The sequence below is a fragment of the Romboutsia sp. MSSM.1001216sp_RTP31141st1_G3_RTP31141_220114 genome (assembly GCF_039031195.1).
Classification (GTDB): Bacteria; Bacillota; Clostridia; order Peptostreptococcales; family Peptostreptococcaceae; genus Romboutsia_C; species Romboutsia_C hominis.
The window spans coordinates 879,160-895,664 of sequence record NZ_JBCIUO010000001.1 but is presented as its reverse complement, the minus strand read 5'-3'; the positions used below and the strand labels follow the sequence as shown (position 1 = coordinate 895,664).

15 protein-coding genes are annotated in these 16,505 nt (G+C 25.2%); 12 read left to right on the top strand and 3 right to left on the bottom strand.

The window, feature by feature from the left end; translation table 11 throughout:
* The 6 genes from ABCP60_RS04510 (at position 1) to ABCP60_RS04485 (ending at position 5,247) form a co-directional block, all read left to right on the top strand.
* Positions 1 to 633: an ABC-2 transporter permease gene (locus ABCP60_RS04510; protein WP_166505409.1), complete on the top strand. Its 633-nt coding sequence runs from the start codon at positions 1 to 3 to the stop codon at positions 631 to 633.
* Between the two features lie 337 nt (positions 634 to 970).
* A complete protein-coding gene (locus ABCP60_RS04505) occupies positions 971 to 1,516 on the top strand; it encodes a hypothetical protein (RefSeq protein ID WP_092925780.1) in 546 nt (181 codons plus the stop codon).
* Between the two features lie 119 nt (positions 1,517 to 1,635).
* Positions 1,636 to 1,938, top strand: coding sequence for a DUF898 family protein (locus ABCP60_RS04500; protein ID WP_092925782.1), 303 nt, complete (start codon positions 1,636 to 1,638; stop codon positions 1,936 to 1,938).
* Between the two features lie 193 nt (positions 1,939 to 2,131).
* Positions 2,132 to 2,545 carry a membrane lipoprotein lipid attachment site-containing protein gene (locus tag ABCP60_RS04495; protein WP_092925784.1) on the top strand — a complete coding sequence of 138 codons (414 nt, stop codon included), beginning with the start codon at positions 2,132 to 2,134 and terminating at the stop codon, positions 2,543 to 2,545.
* 305 nt (positions 2,546 to 2,850) lie between these two features.
* Positions 2,851 to 3,381 (top strand): hypothetical protein, encoded by a 531-nt coding sequence (locus ABCP60_RS04490; protein WP_092925786.1) that lies wholly within the window; start codon positions 2,851 to 2,853, stop codon positions 3,379 to 3,381.
* 240 nt (positions 3,382 to 3,621) lie between these two features.
* Positions 3,622 to 5,247 (top strand): Na/Pi cotransporter family protein, encoded by a 1,626-nt coding sequence (locus ABCP60_RS04485; RefSeq protein WP_092925788.1) that lies wholly within the window; start codon positions 3,622 to 3,624, stop codon positions 5,245 to 5,247.
* Positions 5,248 to 5,285: 38 nt separating this feature from the next.
* Here the strand turns inward: ABCP60_RS04485 and ytaF are convergent, their stop codons facing one another.
* Positions 5,286 to 5,903 carry a sporulation membrane protein YtaF gene (gene ytaF, locus ABCP60_RS04480; RefSeq protein WP_092925790.1) on the bottom strand — a complete coding sequence of 206 codons (618 nt, stop codon included), beginning with the start codon at positions 5,901 to 5,903 and terminating at the stop codon, positions 5,286 to 5,288.
* Between the two features lie 174 nt (positions 5,904 to 6,077).
* On the opposite strand from ytaF, the gene ABCP60_RS04475 reads away from it, so the two are divergent.
* The 6 genes from ABCP60_RS04475 to ABCP60_RS04450 all read left to right on the top strand — a co-directional run bounded on the left by ABCP60_RS04475 (position 6,078) and on the right by ABCP60_RS04450 (position 13,926).
* The gene (locus tag ABCP60_RS04475) at positions 6,078 to 6,665 is read left to right on the top strand and encodes a hypothetical protein (RefSeq protein ID WP_092925792.1); all 588 of its coding nucleotides are present in this window, start codon (positions 6,078 to 6,080) and stop codon (positions 6,663 to 6,665) included.
* Positions 6,666 to 6,754: 89 nt separating this feature from the next.
* Complete coding sequence (locus tag ABCP60_RS04470) at positions 6,755 to 7,420, top strand: Bax inhibitor-1 family protein (protein ID WP_092925794.1); 666 nt, start codon at positions 6,755 to 6,757, stop codon at positions 7,418 to 7,420.
* A gap of 152 nt (positions 7,421 to 7,572) precedes the next feature.
* The gene (locus tag ABCP60_RS04465; protein ID WP_092925796.1) at positions 7,573 to 8,001 is read left to right on the top strand and encodes a hypothetical protein; all 429 of its coding nucleotides are present in this window, start codon (positions 7,573 to 7,575) and stop codon (positions 7,999 to 8,001) included.
* A 229-nt stretch (positions 8,002 to 8,230) separates the two neighbouring features.
* Positions 8,231 to 10,828: an ATP-dependent chaperone ClpB gene (gene clpB / locus ABCP60_RS04460; RefSeq protein ID WP_343101329.1), complete on the top strand. Its 2,598-nt coding sequence runs from the start codon at positions 8,231 to 8,233 to the stop codon at positions 10,826 to 10,828.
* A 188-nt stretch (positions 10,829 to 11,016) separates the two neighbouring features.
* Positions 11,017 to 12,144 (top strand): helix-turn-helix transcriptional regulator, encoded by a 1,128-nt coding sequence (locus tag ABCP60_RS04455; protein WP_092925800.1) that lies wholly within the window; start codon positions 11,017 to 11,019, stop codon positions 12,142 to 12,144.
* Between the two features lie 93 nt (positions 12,145 to 12,237).
* Positions 12,238 to 13,926, top strand: coding sequence for a hypothetical protein (locus ABCP60_RS04450; RefSeq protein ID WP_092925802.1), 1,689 nt, complete (start codon positions 12,238 to 12,240; stop codon positions 13,924 to 13,926).
* Positions 13,927 to 13,967: 41 nt separating this feature from the next.
* Here ABCP60_RS04450 and ABCP60_RS04445 read toward each other — a convergent pair whose 3' ends face one another.
* Both ABCP60_RS04445 and ABCP60_RS04440 read right to left on the bottom strand, forming a co-directional pair.
* Positions 13,968 to 14,642 carry a Crp/Fnr family transcriptional regulator gene (locus ABCP60_RS04445; protein WP_176698678.1) on the bottom strand — a complete coding sequence of 225 codons (675 nt, stop codon included), beginning with the start codon at positions 14,640 to 14,642 and terminating at the stop codon, positions 13,968 to 13,970.
* Between the two features lie 432 nt (positions 14,643 to 15,074).
* Entirely contained in the window at positions 15,075 to 16,244 is a 1,170-nt protein-coding gene (locus ABCP60_RS04440) for a cation diffusion facilitator family transporter (protein ID WP_092925806.1), read from the bottom strand.
* Positions 16,245 to 16,505: the final 261 nt, after the last annotated feature.

Sequence of the window (16,505 nt, the reverse complement as noted above, 5' to 3'; positions counted from 1 at the left end):
ATGAATAATATAATGAATCTTACTAAAATGAGTTTAATAAATTTTAAAGCAATACTTAAGCAAGTTGGTATAATAATTATAATGTGGTTATTTGTATCAGCAATCAATCCTTCATTTATAGGTGCTTTATCTTCAATGATTACAATTGTTGGTGTACCACAGCTTATGTCTTATGAAGATGTAAGTGGTATAGATAATTTGATAGGAGTAATTCCTGTAAAAAGAAGTGAGTACGTTATATCGAGATATGTAATTGGTATTATAACAATGATATCATCAATGCTTATAGTAAGTGTTATATACCATATAATAGAAGTTGATATAAATTTAGATTTACTATTAACTACAGTAATATTATCATCTACATTAATTATTAGTATGTTAATTCCAACAATGATTAAATATGGTGCAATAAAGGGAAAATTCATAACTATGGCTATAACTTTAGCTACAATATTTTGTTCAATGCCAATTGTAGATATACTTCAAAATCCTTCAAAACAGCTAAAAAATATAATAGACTATATAAATAATATAAATCCTTTAATAGTATCAATAATTATAAGTATTTTAACTATTTTAATATCTATGATAATATCCATAAAGATATATGATAAAAAAGAGTTCAAATAATTTGAATTAATAAAAAGAGCCTGTATTAAATTTCTAAATAAGGGCTCTTTTTATATTATTATATTTACTACAATTATAGTTTTTTTCATATTTTAGTTGACTGTATATATTAATTCATTATTTGTAGAAACGCTCCATTATTCAAATTCTCTTATATTATTGAAAGATATAGTTGAGATTAATAAGAAAAAAGGAGCATATAAAAAAACATATATTCAAAGTGAATTAATAGTATGATATATTATATAAGTATTAAAAATATACAAACATATTTTAAATTAAATTTGATTTTTAGCATAACAAAGATTTGACGAATTAGTATAGAAAGGACATAAATATGCAAGCTATAAGAATAAAACCAGAAGAGTTTAGATTAGAAAATTTTATAAATTATTATAAGGATAATTGTGATGAATTATTATATGATTATCCAGATTATGTATCAAGAGTATGTTTGATAGATAGAGACTATATGGATGTAATAACTTTTGATGAAGATTATGAAGATATAAATGATGCAAGTGATTATGCTAATTTATTGTTAGGAGAAGAGTATGCACTCCATTTTGCTATAGGTAAGACTAATGAAGATTTAGATAAGGTAGAATTTTTAGATGGAAAGATATATAATTTAAGAAGTTATGGTGATGATGAGTATGAGGATTATAATATAAGAGACATTGGGGACTTTAGACTAGATTTAAATAACCTAGTAGGTTTAACACTTGACTTTGACTATGAAGACAAAGAAATCGTAATATCAAGCGTAAACTTTGAACATGGAGGTGAATTAGCTACACCTAGGATAATAGAAGTAGAAGATAGTGGAGACTTAGAAAAAGTAATTGTTAATTTTATAGAAAGATTTATAATAAAAGAATAATTCACTATACCATAAATTTTTATAAAGTTTTAAGGTTTATTTAAGATTTAATTAAGTTGCAGTTTATATACTTTATTATGCATATATATTAATATATATACATAATAGGAGGGAAACATATGGAATCAAGATTTGAAGGTGGATTACTAGGACTTATTGGAGTTAATATATTAGCTTGGTTAATAACTGCTTTTACGTTAGGATTAGCCACACCGTGGGCTATGTGCATAAAATATAGATGGGAAGCCGAAAATACGGTAATAGAAGGAAGAAGGCTCGAATTTAAAGGTACTGGATCTAGCTTATTTTTTAACTATATAAAATGGCTAGTATTAACTATAATAACTCTTGGTATATATGGTTTTTGGTTATATATAAAATTATTACAATGGAAAACTGAAAATACTGTATTTAAAGATTAATAAAAGTTATATAAGACCGTCTTACAGTAAGTTTTGTTATTAGCTAGACTTATTTTAAGATGGTCTTTTTGTATTTTTGGATACTATTTAAATAATTTAAGATTTATTTAATGTTGGGTTTATTATTTTTTAAGATATAGTATATATAATATGTTTATAATATTAAATGAAACAGACATGGAGGAAATTGAGAATGAAGAAAATAATAGTATTTTTAATGTTGGCAACTATATTGACAGGATGTAGTATGGATATAAAAATCCATAAGTTTGATAGCTATAAAGATGCTAAAGATATAATAGAAAGAGGTTGGATTCCTGAAAACATACCAACTAGTGCTACCAATATACAAGAAGTTCATAACTTAGATTCCAATAAAGCAAATGGAAGATTTATAATACCAAAAAATGAAACAGATAAATTTATACAAACATTAGAAAAGGTAGATAAAAAAAGTGTACTAGATGATAAGTTTATAGAAACTAAATGGTTTAATGAAAAGGATATAAAAGAAAAAATCAAAAATAATAAGCTTACTGTAGGAACAAAAGACGATAATATATATGCAGTAAGTAAAAATGGCGATGTTTACTACTGGGCTAAGTAGCTATGTAAAGTATGGCTTTAAATTAATTCTTATAAAATAAATCAATATGAAACTTTTTATATAATAATATTAATACTAAAAAGATGTGCAAAATATAATTATTTTACACATCTTTTTTATATTCACTTTAATATAGTAGTAATTACTATAAAAACTAAGTTTACAGATAAACAATTATATGCTGTTCATCTGTTGCCATAAATACTAGTAAATCTAATTATTATAGATATTTTCTACAATAACTATTGTTTAAAAATAGACTCATAGTTATAATAAACATATATTTTAAATTAAGGAGCAAAACTATGAAACAATTTTTATCAAAAGACAAATTATCAATACATACATCACCATTATGTGATGTTCTTATAAAAAGTAGTGGCTATGAAAGTTTAGACAAAAACATAGCTGAAAGTAATATCGAATTTGAACCTCAAAAAACTTATGAAATAGCATCTAGTAACTTCTTTGATTTTAATCAACATTTGTATGAAGATATAAATCATATGAATTCTATAAGTGCAGGTATATATTGTGAAATGGCATTAATAACATTTAGAATATTTATATGGGGATCAAAAGGTGAGGGATTTGAAATATTTAAGCATGTTTTAAGAGGCGAAGAAATAGATAGGTTAAAAAGCAAAGAAGATATAAAGGAGTATATCGTAAAACATTTAGAAGAATTAGAAAAAGGCATAATAGAAACTTATCAGTTAGATTGTATGAAAAGCTTTGAAGAGTTTGGTAAATCAATAGAAACTAGACAAATATTATTAACATCAATATTAAAAAATTTAAGCATAGAAAATAACTTAAAAGACTTTAGAAAATAAAACCCATTTAATGGGTTTTTTTATTTACATTACATATATTATTTTTAACTTAAATTTAAAAAACTTAACATAATAGGATTTAATCAACTTTTATTTAACATAGATTTAACATTAAGTGCAATAAATTAACATTTGCTTAACACATTATGACAATTTTTTTGATAGAATAAGTTTGTAATAATAAAAGAATAAAATTATTTAATTTTAAAAACATTAAAGTTTTAAGGAGGAAGAAATATAGTGGAAATAGCAATAAACCTGATGGGGGGACTAGGTCTTTTTCTATACGGTATGAATTTGATGGCTGATGGCCTTCAAAAGTCAGCAGGAGAAAAACTAAAAAAGATAGTTGAACTTCTAACTAGTAATGTACTAATGGGGGTTATAGTTGGAGCTTTAGTTACAGCTATAATACAAAGTTCAAGTGCTACGACAGTTATGGTAGTTGGATTTGTTAATGCGGGTATAATGACACTACCTCAAGCAATAGGTGTAATAATGGGAGCCAATATAGGAACAACTATAACTGCTCAATTAGTATCACTAGATTTAGTTGGGTTAGCGCCAATGGCATTAGGCGTAGGTATAATACTTTACTTATTTAGTTCTAAGCCAAAGGTTAAAACAATAGCTGAAATATTTATAGGATTTGGTATATTATTTACAGGTATGGATTTTATGAAGGAAGCTGTTGCACCTTTAAAAGAGTTTTCAGGATTTACTAATGCATTAGTATCATTTGGACATAATCCGATACTTGGTATACTTCTTGGATTTGGTATAACTGCAATAGTTCAAAGTTCTAGTGCTTCAATGGGTATGTTACTTGCACTTGCATCTGAAGGAATATTACCATTATCATCTGCTTTACCAATATTATATGGTGAAAATATCGGGACTTGCGTTACTTCATTAATATCAAGTATAGGTGCTAGTAAAAACGCTAAAAGAGCTGCTACAATGCATTTAACATTTAATGTAATAGGGACATTGGTATTTATGTTATTACTAAGTAAGCCAATAACAATGGTAGTTACACACTTAGATCCAAATGATGTGAGTAGACAAATAGCTAATGCACATACTTTATTTAATATAACTAACGTTATACTACTATTACCTTTTTCTAAGTTAATAGTAAAACTTACTATGAAGTTAGTTCCAGAGAAAGAAGATGAAATAGAAGAGAGAAAAACTGTTAAATTCTTAGATGAAAGAATATTAGAAACACCATCTATAGCTTTATCAAATACTATTAAAGAGACTTTAAGAATGGGTGAAAAAGCTAAGAAAGCTCTGATTTGTTCAATGGAAGGTGTGCTTGAAATGTCAGATGCTAAAATAAAAAAGGCATTTAATGAAGAAATAAAGATAAATGAATTACAAAAAGCTATACTAAGTTTCTTACTAAAGCTATCTAAAACAACTTTAAATGATGATTCAAGAGAAGGTGTTGACTATCTATTCAATACTGTAAATGATATAGAAAGAATAGGAGATCATGCTGAAAATATAGCTGAATTATCAGAAATAATATTAACTAAAGAATTAAAATTATCTGATGAATGTAAAGGTGAGTTAACTGAAATATACAACAAAGTATTAAGCACATATACTTATGCACTTGAATCTTTAGAATCTAATAATGTGGATTTAGCATTAAGAGTTGTCAAAATGGAAGAACAAGTTGATATAATGGAAAAAGTATGTCGTCAAAATCATATGAAAAGATTAGATGAGAGTGTATGCACAATAGATAATGGAGTTGTTTATTTAGATATAGTAAGTAATTTAGAGAGAATATCTGACCATTCAGTAAATATAGCTCAACAAGTTATAAAAGCAAACAGTAATAAAGTAGCATAAGTCAAAAGAGTTATCTCAAGTATGAGATAACTCTTTTTTTATCTTATAAATGCAAGAGCTATAAGCATTACTCCTGATAACCAAGACAAATTAATATGGCTAATCTTATTAATATGACAACCTACTATACAACCAAATAGTAAAGATAAAAATCCAATAATTAAAGATAATAATAAAACTTCTGCATAATTAATATATCCTAAACTGCTTCCAAATCCAACTGCTAAACTATCTAAAGAAAGAGCTATTGCAAGATAAAAAGCTTCTTTAGGTGTAAGCATTTTAGATTTATCATAATCTGCTTTAGTTTCATCCGCATAAATTTCAAGTACAAACTTAAAATCAAATAATTTAAATGTTAGAGGAGCTTGATTATTATATATTTTATCTATATAGCTTTTAATTATACATTCAAATAATCTAAATATGCCAAGCCCTAATAACAATAAAAAGCTTAATAAGGATGCTATATTGGCTGATAGTAAATCTTTAAACAAAGATCCCAAAAATAAAGAAATACCTAAAGTAATTGTAGATACTAATGTTATTATAGATGCCGATTTAAAAGGAATTTTAATTTTATTTGTACCATAAGCAACACTAGCTACAAATGTATCTAATGAAAGTGATAGCACCAAGAGAAGAGATTGTAGCATTGGATGACACCCCCAAAATATTTAACTAATATTAAGATATTAATTAATTCGTATTTTGTTAACTATAAAATATTATAAATGTATAATTTATTTTGATTAAATTAAATAAGGTTGTAAATAGTTAGATTTTAGTGGTAAAATATAAATACTAAAATATTAAGAGGAGTTATATAAATGAAGTGCAATAAAAAAATAATATCATTAATTATAATATCATTAATGTCATTAGGTATTGTGGCTTGCGATAAAAATGATATACAAAAAGATCAAGAAAAGGCAGTATCTAATGTTGAAGAAAAATCAGACGAATCAATAAAAGAGATAGATAATATGCTATCTGAAATAAAAAACAAATATAAAGACTCTGTAGAAGAAATTGAAGATAAGGTTTCTATAGATAAGTCAAATAATACTAATCTAGATCAAAAGAAGATATCTAATTATACTAACAAAATATTGAGTTTAGATGATATGAAATTAAGAGACATAGAAAATAAACTTACATCAATTGATGAACTTGCTAACATAGGAGATGACAAATTAAAAACTTTGATAGGTAAATACAAAAATAATTTATCTGAAAATTTAGATGATTTTATAAAAGATATTAATTTAAGTAATTATTTAGATAAAGAAAAAGAATTACAAAGTGATATTAACTCTATACAATCTAAAATAGAAAATACTAAAGAAAACCTAACAAATGTAGCGAATGATAAAGTAAATAAAATTTCTGATAGCATAAGTAATATAATCAACTAATTTGATACAAATTATTTCATATAATATAAATTTAACAATATATGGTATAATACATATATAGTTTTTTATAATATATGGAGATGATAAAAATGCATAAAGAAATTACAAACCCAATGGCTGATATTTTTAAATATCTAGCAATATCTATACTATTTATGTTTATAGGGTTTGCATTTGGGCAAGCTTTTATTCCTATAAGTGTTGTTCAAGTAGCAAATTTAATATTACCATTTTTAATAATAGGTTTACTTATAATGGCAATATTATCTAAGAAAAGTATAATACCTAGAAGTTTTTCTATGAACTATGTTTACTTATTTACATTTATAGATGGTATACTTTTATATCCACTATTATCTTTTTACTTACAAAGTTTAGGAACATCTATAGTAATTAATGCTTTACTTGGAACTTGTATATTATTTGGTATACTAGCCTTTATATCTTATAGAAAGAAAGCTGGGCATTACCTAGGTATAGGATCTATATTATTTGCAGGTCTTATATCACTTTTACTTCTATGTATAATAAATATATTTATAGGTTCACAGACATTAAATATATTATATAGTGTTCTGGGTATATTAATATTCTCAGGATATATATTATATGATATAAGTCTAATAAAATATGACATAGAATCAGGAAACATAATAAGTAAGAATGATTTATCTATACATGTATTAAATCTTTATCTAGATTTTGTAAATATCTTACTAGATTTATTAAATTTAATATATGAATTCAAAGATTAATAAATAAAAAGACTAGATTATACTAATTAGTATAATCTAGTCTTTTTATTTATCCTTAAATCCTTATATATTTGCAATAATTTAATTCTAAATAACCTTCATATAATTATTAAATATAGGAATACTATTATTATATAACTCAGGAGGAAACTATGGGAAAATATAAATTAGACTATTTCGCTAAATATTATTTCTTTGAAGAAGAAGACTTTCTAAAAGAGGAAGAGGGAGAGTATATATTAAATAGAATAAAGGAAAGCAATAGATTTGATTATAAGGGATATTCTTATAAATATACTAAATATAATAATATATCTAAGGGTTGTACTCAAAAAAATGTAGATGTGGAAATTCCTAAGGAAAGTATAGATATAATATTAAACGGAGATAGAGTACACCTTGATTTAATATACAAATTTTACACAAAGAAATTAGAGGATCATATTAGAATAACTACTAGAATAAGTGAAAAAACAAAAGAGGTTTCTTGTCTTTTATATATAGATTATATTCAGGCTAATGATTTTATAAAGGAATTAGAAAACATTAAAAAATTACAAGAATATAATATGAAAAGCTAAAGTAAAAGCACCTATTCCAATGAATTGTAATAGGTGCTTTTACTTTTATATATTTTATATTGACAAATAAGATAAAAAACTATTGACAAAGTATTTTTATAGGAGTATATTGTAGTTAATAAATTATTAGCACTCAACTCAATAGAGTGCTAATAAGAAAATTCTAAATAAAATAAATAATTAAGATTTTACTGAAAATAATATATATTATGATAGTGGAGGGATACATATGGATATAGAAAGAATGACTGTAAGGGTACAAAAAGCTTTAAATGAAGCTTATAATATAGGTGTTAAAAACCATAATCAACAAATAGATGTTATACACTTATTAAGTGCATTAGTCAATCAAGAAGATGGACTTATACCTAATATATTAGAAAAAATGGGTGTATCAGTAGATTCAGTAAAAAATAGTATAGATATGGAACTGAGCAAATTACCTCAAATTCATGGAGAAGGTATAAGTTCACAAGGTGTTACAGCTACAAGAAGAATAAATGAAATTTTAATAAAAGCAGAAGAAATATCTAAAGAATTTAAAGATTCTTATATAAGTGTAGAACATGTAATGCTTGCTATGATAGATATGGAAGGTAATACACCAGTAGGAAAAGTATTAAGACAATACAATATAAATAAAAGTAATTTCTTAGAAGTACTATCACAAGTTCGTGGAAGTCAAAGAGTAGAAACTCAAGATCCTGAAGGCACTTATGAAGCACTAACTAGATATGGAACTAATTTAGTAGATTTAGCTAAGAAAAATAAATTAGATCCAGTTATAGGTCGTGACGAAGAAATAAGAAGAGTTATAAGAATATTATCAAGAAGAACTAAAAATAATCCAGTACTTATAGGTGAACCTGGTGTTGGTAAAACTGCAATAGTTGAAGGATTAGCAGAAAGAATAGTTCGTGGAGATGTACCAGAAGGACTTAAGGATAAAGTTATTTATGCACTAGATATGGGTTCATTAATAGCAGGTGCAAAATATAGAGGGGAATTTGAAGAAAGATTAAAAGCAGTACTTAAAGAAGTTCAATCTTCAGAAGGAAAAATAATACTATTTATAGATGAGATACACACAATAGTAGGTGCTGGTAAAACTGATGGAGCAATGGATGCTGGTAACCTAATAAAACCAATGTTAGCTCGTGGAGAACTTAATTGTATAGGTGCTACTACATTTGATGAATATAGACAATATATAGAAAAAGATAAAGCACTTGAAAGACGTTTCCAACCAGTTATAGCAGAGGAACCAAGTGTATCAGATACTATATCTATACTTCGTGGGCTTAAAGAAAGATTTGAAATACATCATGGTATAAGAATACATGATAACGCAATAGTAGCTGCTGCTAAATTATCAGATAGATATATACAAGATAGATACCTTCCTGATAAAGCAATAGACTTAATAGATGAAGCTGGTGCTATGATTAGAAGTGAGATAGATTCTTTACCAACAGAACTAGACACTGTAAGAAGAAGAATATTTACGCTTGAAACTGAAAAAGAAGCACTTCTTAAGGAAAATGATGAAAAAAGTAAAAATAGATTAGAAAATCTAGGAAAAGAGTTAGCAGAGTTAAAATCTAAGAATGATGAAATGACTGCTAAATATGAAAATGAGAAAAAACAAATACTTGATATAAGAAATTTAAAAGAGGAATTAGATAAGGCTAAAGGCGATGTTGAAAGATATGAAAGAGAATATGACTTTAACAAAGCAGCAGAATTAAAATATGGTATAATACCAAAGTTAGAAGAACAAATACAAAATCATGAAGAAAAAATGGCATCAAGTTATGAAAATGCATTATTAAAAGAAGAAGTAACAGAAAATGAAATATCTCAAATAGTAGCTAAATGGACTGGCATACCTGTAACTAAATTAGTAGAAGGTGAAAGAGAAAAGCTTCTTAAGTTAGAAGATGATCTTCACAAAAGAGTTATAGGACAAGATGAAGCAGTAACAGCAGTATCTAATGCAGTAATAAGAGCTCGTGCAGGACTTAAAGATGAGAAAAAACCAATAGGTTCATTCATATTCTTAGGGCCAACAGGAGTTGGTAAAACAGAGCTTGCTAAAACTTTAGCTAACAACTTATTTGATAGTGAAGACAACATTATAAGAATAGATATGAGTGAGTACATGGAAAAACATGCAGTATCTAGACTTATAGGACCTCCTCCAGGTTATGTAGGATATGAAGAAGGAGGTCAATTAACAGAAGCTGTTAGAAAACACCCATACTCTGTAATACTATTTGATGAAATAGAAAAAGCACATGAAGATGTATTTAATATATTCCTTCAGATATTAGATGATGGTAGACTTACTGATAATAAAGGTAAAACAGTAGACTTTAAAAATACACTTATAATAATGACATCAAACATAGGTAGTCATCATCTATTAGAAGCTGGTGAAAACATAGATGAATTTACAAAAGATATGGTTATGAATGAAATGAAACATAGATTTAAGCCAGAATTCTTAAATAGAGTTGATGATATAATAATGTTTAAGCCACTTAGTTTAGAAGGAATCAAAAAAATAATAGATATATTTGTAGATGCATTAAGAAAAAGACTTAGTGAAAAAAATATAGATATAAAAATAACTGATGGTGCTAAAGAAGTTATGGCAAAAGAAGGGTACGATCCAGTATATGGTGCTAGACCACTTAAGAGATATATATCAAATACATTAGAAACAAAAATAGCTAGAAAAATAATCTCTGGAGAAGTTTATAGCGGATGTACTGTAGTTATAGATGCCGATGGAGAAAATATAGAGGTATCTACTAAAAACTAGTTAAATAAAATTGAAACCGCAAAAATAAAAGACTTAATAAGTTATAACTTATTAAGTCTTTTATTTTTATGTAAATGATAGTTTTAACCAATAGTTAAAAAATTTAATCAGAAGTTAATTATACGTCCATTGTTAACATACAAAACTTAATTTATACTATAAATATAACACATAAAAGGAGTAAATTAATGGAGAAAATAAAAATAGGGGAAAATATTAAGTTATTAAGAAGAAAGAAAAATATTACTCAAGAACAATTAGCAAGTATTATTGGAGTATCAATACCAGCAGTATCTAAGTGGGAAAAGGGTGTAAGTTTTCCGGATATAACATATCTTCCTGTACTAGCAAATTACTTTGAAGTAAGTATTGATGATTTGTTAAATTATAGAAAAGAACTTGATGAAAATGATATCGCAAAAATAATTAAAGAGTGTGAAGAATTAATATCTATAAATTCAATAGAAGAGTCTATTAAACTATGTGAAAGTTATATGAAAAATTATCCATCTAATTACAAACTTAAATTTAAACTAACTCATATTTATTCTCTTGCTATGATAAAAGAAACAGATTTAAATAAAGAAGATATAACAAATAGAATAATAGAAATTTTAGAAGATATAGTAGATAATACAAATGATATAGAGTTAAAAGAATATTCTCTTATGCAATTAAGCAGTAACTATATGATAGTAGATAAAAATGATAAGGCTGAAGAAGTTTTAAAAAAAATATACAAACCAAATTGCAATCCAGATGTAATGCTACCTCTTATATATATGCAACAGGATAAAATAAATGAAGCAAGAAAACTTATGCAACAAAATTTAAATACTTCAATTGGAGAAGCTATAACGTCTTGCATGGGACTAGCCATTTCTTACTATAGTTACAAAGATGATATGGACGAGAATAGTATAGATTACTCTAAAGCTAGTATGTATTATCAATTAGCTATCGATATTGACAAGTTAGTATATGATGGAAATCAAATGGGTTCATTTTTAAATTCAAACTTAGCACATATTAATTTAAAAAAAGGAGATATAAAAGCTTCATTAATGTACTTAAATAGATTGGTAGATAGTTTAGAATATTTGGGTACAGATATACCTAGGCAACTTAATCAAATAGCATACTTTGACAATCTTGATGATATAAAGAAAGAGGAGTCAGTAAATGTAGATGTACTACAAATACTAATAGATTCACTAAATACAACATTTATCAATTTAAAAGGAAATAAAGAGTTTGAAGATATAATATCTAGAATAGTAAATTTAAGAAAATTAGTTAATAAAGATAATAAATAATATAATATTTATTATATACAAGTTAATATTAAATGCCTTTGAAAAGAAAGTAAATTATAACTAATAAGTAATAATGGTACATAGGAGGAATAAATGGAAAATATTAATTTAAACATCAATATCCTAGAATTTATATTTGGTTTTATAGCTCTATTATTAATCCTTTTCTCTATAGAACTATACTTTAAGATAAAGAAAGATAAGACAATAAAAAAAGATATATTAAAAAAATATGGTAAAGAATTAGATATAGAAGATATTAACTATAAAATGGATAGTGTCTCTAGTTACTTTAAAAATATTAATGAAAAAGAATTTATAGATGATATAACATGGAATGATTTAAGCATGGATGACATATACAAAAAAATAAATAATACTCAAAGTACATCAGGAAGAGAAGTTTTATATAATATTCTAAGAATACCTTTATACGAAAAAGAAGAACTTATAAAAAGAGACAACTTAATAGAATATTTTATGAAAAATCCAGATAAAAGATTTGAAGTACAATATATATTAGCAAAATTAGGAATAAGCAATGATTTATATACTACAAATTGTTTAATTAATAAAAGTGATAATAGCAAAAGTAGGTTACTAAGGTATACTATATTATCATACATACCAATAATAAGCTTAACACTAATATTTTTTAATAGGTATTTTATACTACTTTTAATAGCATCTGCTACATACAATGTATTTATAAGTCAAAGAAATGAAAGATACAATTATAATGTAGACGGTTTTACATATATGATATCTTTAATAAATGCAACTAAAAAAATAACAAATTTAAATATAAATGAAATAAATGATAACTTAAAAGATATATCAAGAAACTTAGATAATATTAAACATATTAGAAAAAAATCGCTAGGCGCAGATAGTAATGCAATGATGGATGATATGAAAATATTTAGTGAATATATGAACTTAATATTTTTAAAAGAGCTTAAGAGATATGAAAAAGTCAAAAGTACTGTTATAAAAAATGCAGATGACTTTAAAGCTATATATGATTATGTAGGGACTATAGATGCTCTTATAGCAATTGCGTCATTTAGAGATAGTCTAGATTATTATTCTAAACCAAATCTTGAAATTAGCACAAGTAAATACAATAACCATATAAATTTTGTTGATATATATCATCCACTTATAAAAAAACCTGTATCTAACTCTGCTAACTTTGATAAAAATGTGTTAATCACAGGTTCAAACGCGTCAGGAAAATCAACTTTTATAAAGACTATAGCAATAAATGCAATACTTGCTCAAACTATATATACAACTACTTCAAGGGAGTACAACTCATCATATTTTAACATATATACATCAATGGCTTTAAAGGACGATATATTTAGCAATGAAAGTTATTATATAGTAGAAATAAAATCTCTAAAGAGGATAATAGACAACTCTAAGAAAGATATACCATGCTTATGCTTTGTAGATGAAATATTAAGAGGAACTAATACCATAGAGCGTATAGCTTCTTCTTGTGAAGTACTATCAGCTCTTTATAAAAGTAACACTTTGTGCTTTGCGGCAACTCACGATATAGAACTTACTCATATACTTGAAGATAAATTTGAAAATTATCACTTTGAAGAAACTATAACAAATAAAGATATAAAATTTGACTATAAATTGCATAAGGGAAGATCAGAAACCAGAAATGCTATAAGACTTCTTGAATTTATGGGCTATGATAAAAATATTGTAATTAAAGCAGATGAAAAAGCTAAGAACTTTTTATTAAGTGGAAAGTGGTAAATAATATTATAGTTATACACGAAAAAATAAACATAGCAAAGCTATAACTTTGCTATGTTATTTAATTTGTCAAAATCTAATATACTAATTTTACCTCTACTTGAAATAAGTATACCTTTATTCTTAAAATCAGTAAGTATACGACTTACAACCTCCCTACTAGTTCCAAGCTCCTGTGCTATTTTTTCCTGAGTTAAATATAAGTACTTGCTGCTATTATCTTTTTGAGAAATTAATAATAAATATTTTGCTATTCTAATATCTACACTTTCAAAAGCTAATTCCTCTAATACTTTTAATACATTGTTAAATTTAGTATAAAGATTTTCAAATATATACTTTTGAAATTCTAATGTATTATAAATATACTTATTAAATATAGAACTTGGTATAAAAGTAATAACTGTTGGTTCTATAACTTCTGCAAATGCTGGAAAATGTTTATTAGTTAGCATACAAGACATAGAAAGATAACAAGTATCACCCTTCTCTAATTTATAAAGTGTCACCTCTCTACCTTTATCCGATAATTTATACACTCTTATAGATCCGCTTATTATAAGAGAGAAACCTAAGCAAGAAGAGCTTTCATATATTAATGTATAATCACTATCAAATTCTCTAATTATTAAAGAATTTTTTATAATTGATTTAGTTTCTTCATCTAATGTATTTAAAAATGGATATATATATATTAATTCATTCCAATGATTCATTAAATACCTCCAAGTAAATTTACTCATATTAAAAATATATCAAATTTATATATAATATACTACTATAAGTTAATTATACTTAATCTTAATACAGATAAAAAATAGTTTTTAGTGCATAAAGTAAATATTAAGATAGATTAATATTAGTTTGATAATTCCTGTAAAAAACAAAATTCAATTATTAAAATTATATTTTAAGTTATCATATATGAAAAAAATATTCTCATAAAAAACAAAATAAGGAGATAATTGTAGATAGAAGCACTTATATTTTGATTATGGCATTTTTAGTAGGCGTTAAACTTATATATGAGATAATACTTTAATAATATAACAAAATTAAATTACTATATTTAATAAATATTTGTATTATTATAAACTTTTGCAAAATAAAAGGTGCCTAAATTTATTTGAATTTAGGCACCCTTTACTTTAATGATAGTCCTTATCTATTATTATTTTACATTTATAATGAGGATGTATTTTTTTAACTTCATCTTTTATATATTTTATTATTTCGTCATCAGATGTATCTTTATCATGGGAAGTTACCACATCAAATACTAAAGTTTTTACATCATCATTACCAATAATTCTAAAATCATGCATAGATTTAATATCTTTATGTTTTTTTAATATCTCATTAAGCTCATTTCTTGTTTTAACTATTTCACTATCTTTCATACATATAGGATCCATGTGAATAACTAAATGGATATTAAGTTCCTTAGATATATCATATTCGGCATTATCTATAATATTATGTATGGTCATAATATCTATAGTAGCAGGAATTTCAACATGTACAGATGCTATACGTCTTCCAACACCATAGTTATGAATTATTAAGTCGTGTACTCCTGATATATAGTCGTAAGATAATAATTTTTCATTTATAGCTTTAACTAAATGTGGATCTGGAGCTTCTCCAAGTAAAGGACTTATAGTTTCCTTGACTAACGTAAATCCTGCATAGATTATAGCTAGAGAAACTAAAACACCTATATAACCATCTATCGGAAAAGATATATACTTTGATGCTAGATAAGATAATACAACACAACTTGAAGTAAATACATCACCAAGTGCATCTGCTGCAGATGCTTTAAGTGCAGATGAGTCAATTTTTTGCCCAATATACTTATTAAATCTACTTAGCCAAAGTTTTATTGCAATTGATATAATTAATAATATAAATGGTACAAATTCAAATACTACAACTTCTGGGTTTAGTATTCTTTGTATAGAAGTTTTCGTAAAGCTTACACCAACAAACATAACCATAAATGCAACTATTAAGGCTGATATATACTCTATTCGTCCATGCCCAAAGGGATGCTCTTTATCTGGAGGCATACTAGCTAACTTAAATCCTACTATAGTTATAATAGAAGATGCCATATCAGAGAAATTGTTAAAAGCATCAGCTGTTATTGCTATACTAGCTGTTATAAATCCTACTGAAAATTTAATTATAAACAGTAGTAAATTTAAAACTATACCAACAATCCCAGCTAAGTAACCATATCTATTCCTAACACTTTCATTATTAATATCCTCACTATTTTTAATGAAAGATTTAACTAAAAAATTAGAAATCATAAAATACTCCTTCCTTAATCTAATTCTTAATATAATTGTTTGCAAATTACAATTATATAGTCTAATGTAATATTGATTAGTAAATGGTAAATAGCTACAATAATTTATTCCCAAAATTTACAGTAATAATCATATATTCATAATTATACATAATAACTCTCTATTTATAAACCAAATATTAATATATAAATTATTAATTTAGTATAATTAAAAATAAATCAATATTGTAAACTATTTATCGGTTTTTATTAAATAGTATGT

Excerpts from the sequence above, each read along its gene's own strand:
- ABCP60_RS04445 (WP_176698678.1), bottom strand. The coding sequence starts at position 14,642 with ATGAATCATTGGAATGAATTAATATATATATATCCATTTTTAAATACA.
- ABCP60_RS04440 (WP_092925806.1), bottom strand. The coding sequence starts at position 16,244 with ATGATTTCTAATTTTTTAGTTAAATCTTTCATTAAAAATAGTGAGGAT.
- ytaF (WP_092925790.1), bottom strand. The coding sequence starts at position 5,903 with ATGCTACAATCTCTTCTCTTGGTGCTATCACTTTCATTAGATACATTT.
- ABCP60_RS04455 (WP_092925800.1), top strand. The coding sequence starts at position 11,017 with ATGGAGAAAATAAAAATAGGGGAAAATATTAAGTTATTAAGAAGAAAG.
- ABCP60_RS04505 (WP_092925780.1), top strand. The coding sequence starts at position 971 with ATGCAAGCTATAAGAATAAAACCAGAAGAGTTTAGATTAGAAAATTTT.
- ABCP60_RS04470 (WP_092925794.1), top strand. The coding sequence starts at position 6,755 with ATGCATAAAGAAATTACAAACCCAATGGCTGATATTTTTAAATATCTA.
- ABCP60_RS04500 (WP_092925782.1), top strand. The coding sequence starts at position 1,636 with ATGGAATCAAGATTTGAAGGTGGATTACTAGGACTTATTGGAGTTAAT.
- ABCP60_RS04510 (WP_166505409.1), top strand. The coding sequence starts at position 1 with ATGAATAATATAATGAATCTTACTAAAATGAGTTTAATAAATTTTAAA.
- ABCP60_RS04475 (WP_092925792.1), top strand. The coding sequence starts at position 6,078 with ATGAAGTGCAATAAAAAAATAATATCATTAATTATAATATCATTAATG.
- ABCP60_RS04490 (WP_092925786.1), top strand. The coding sequence starts at position 2,851 with ATGAAACAATTTTTATCAAAAGACAAATTATCAATACATACATCACCA.
- ABCP60_RS04450 (WP_092925802.1), top strand. The coding sequence starts at position 12,238 with ATGGAAAATATTAATTTAAACATCAATATCCTAGAATTTATATTTGGT.
- ABCP60_RS04465 (WP_092925796.1), top strand. The coding sequence starts at position 7,573 with ATGGGAAAATATAAATTAGACTATTTCGCTAAATATTATTTCTTTGAA.
- clpB (WP_343101329.1), top strand. The coding sequence starts at position 8,231 with ATGGATATAGAAAGAATGACTGTAAGGGTACAAAAAGCTTTAAATGAA.
- ABCP60_RS04495 (WP_092925784.1), top strand. The coding sequence starts at position 2,132 with ATGAAGAAAATAATAGTATTTTTAATGTTGGCAACTATATTGACAGGA.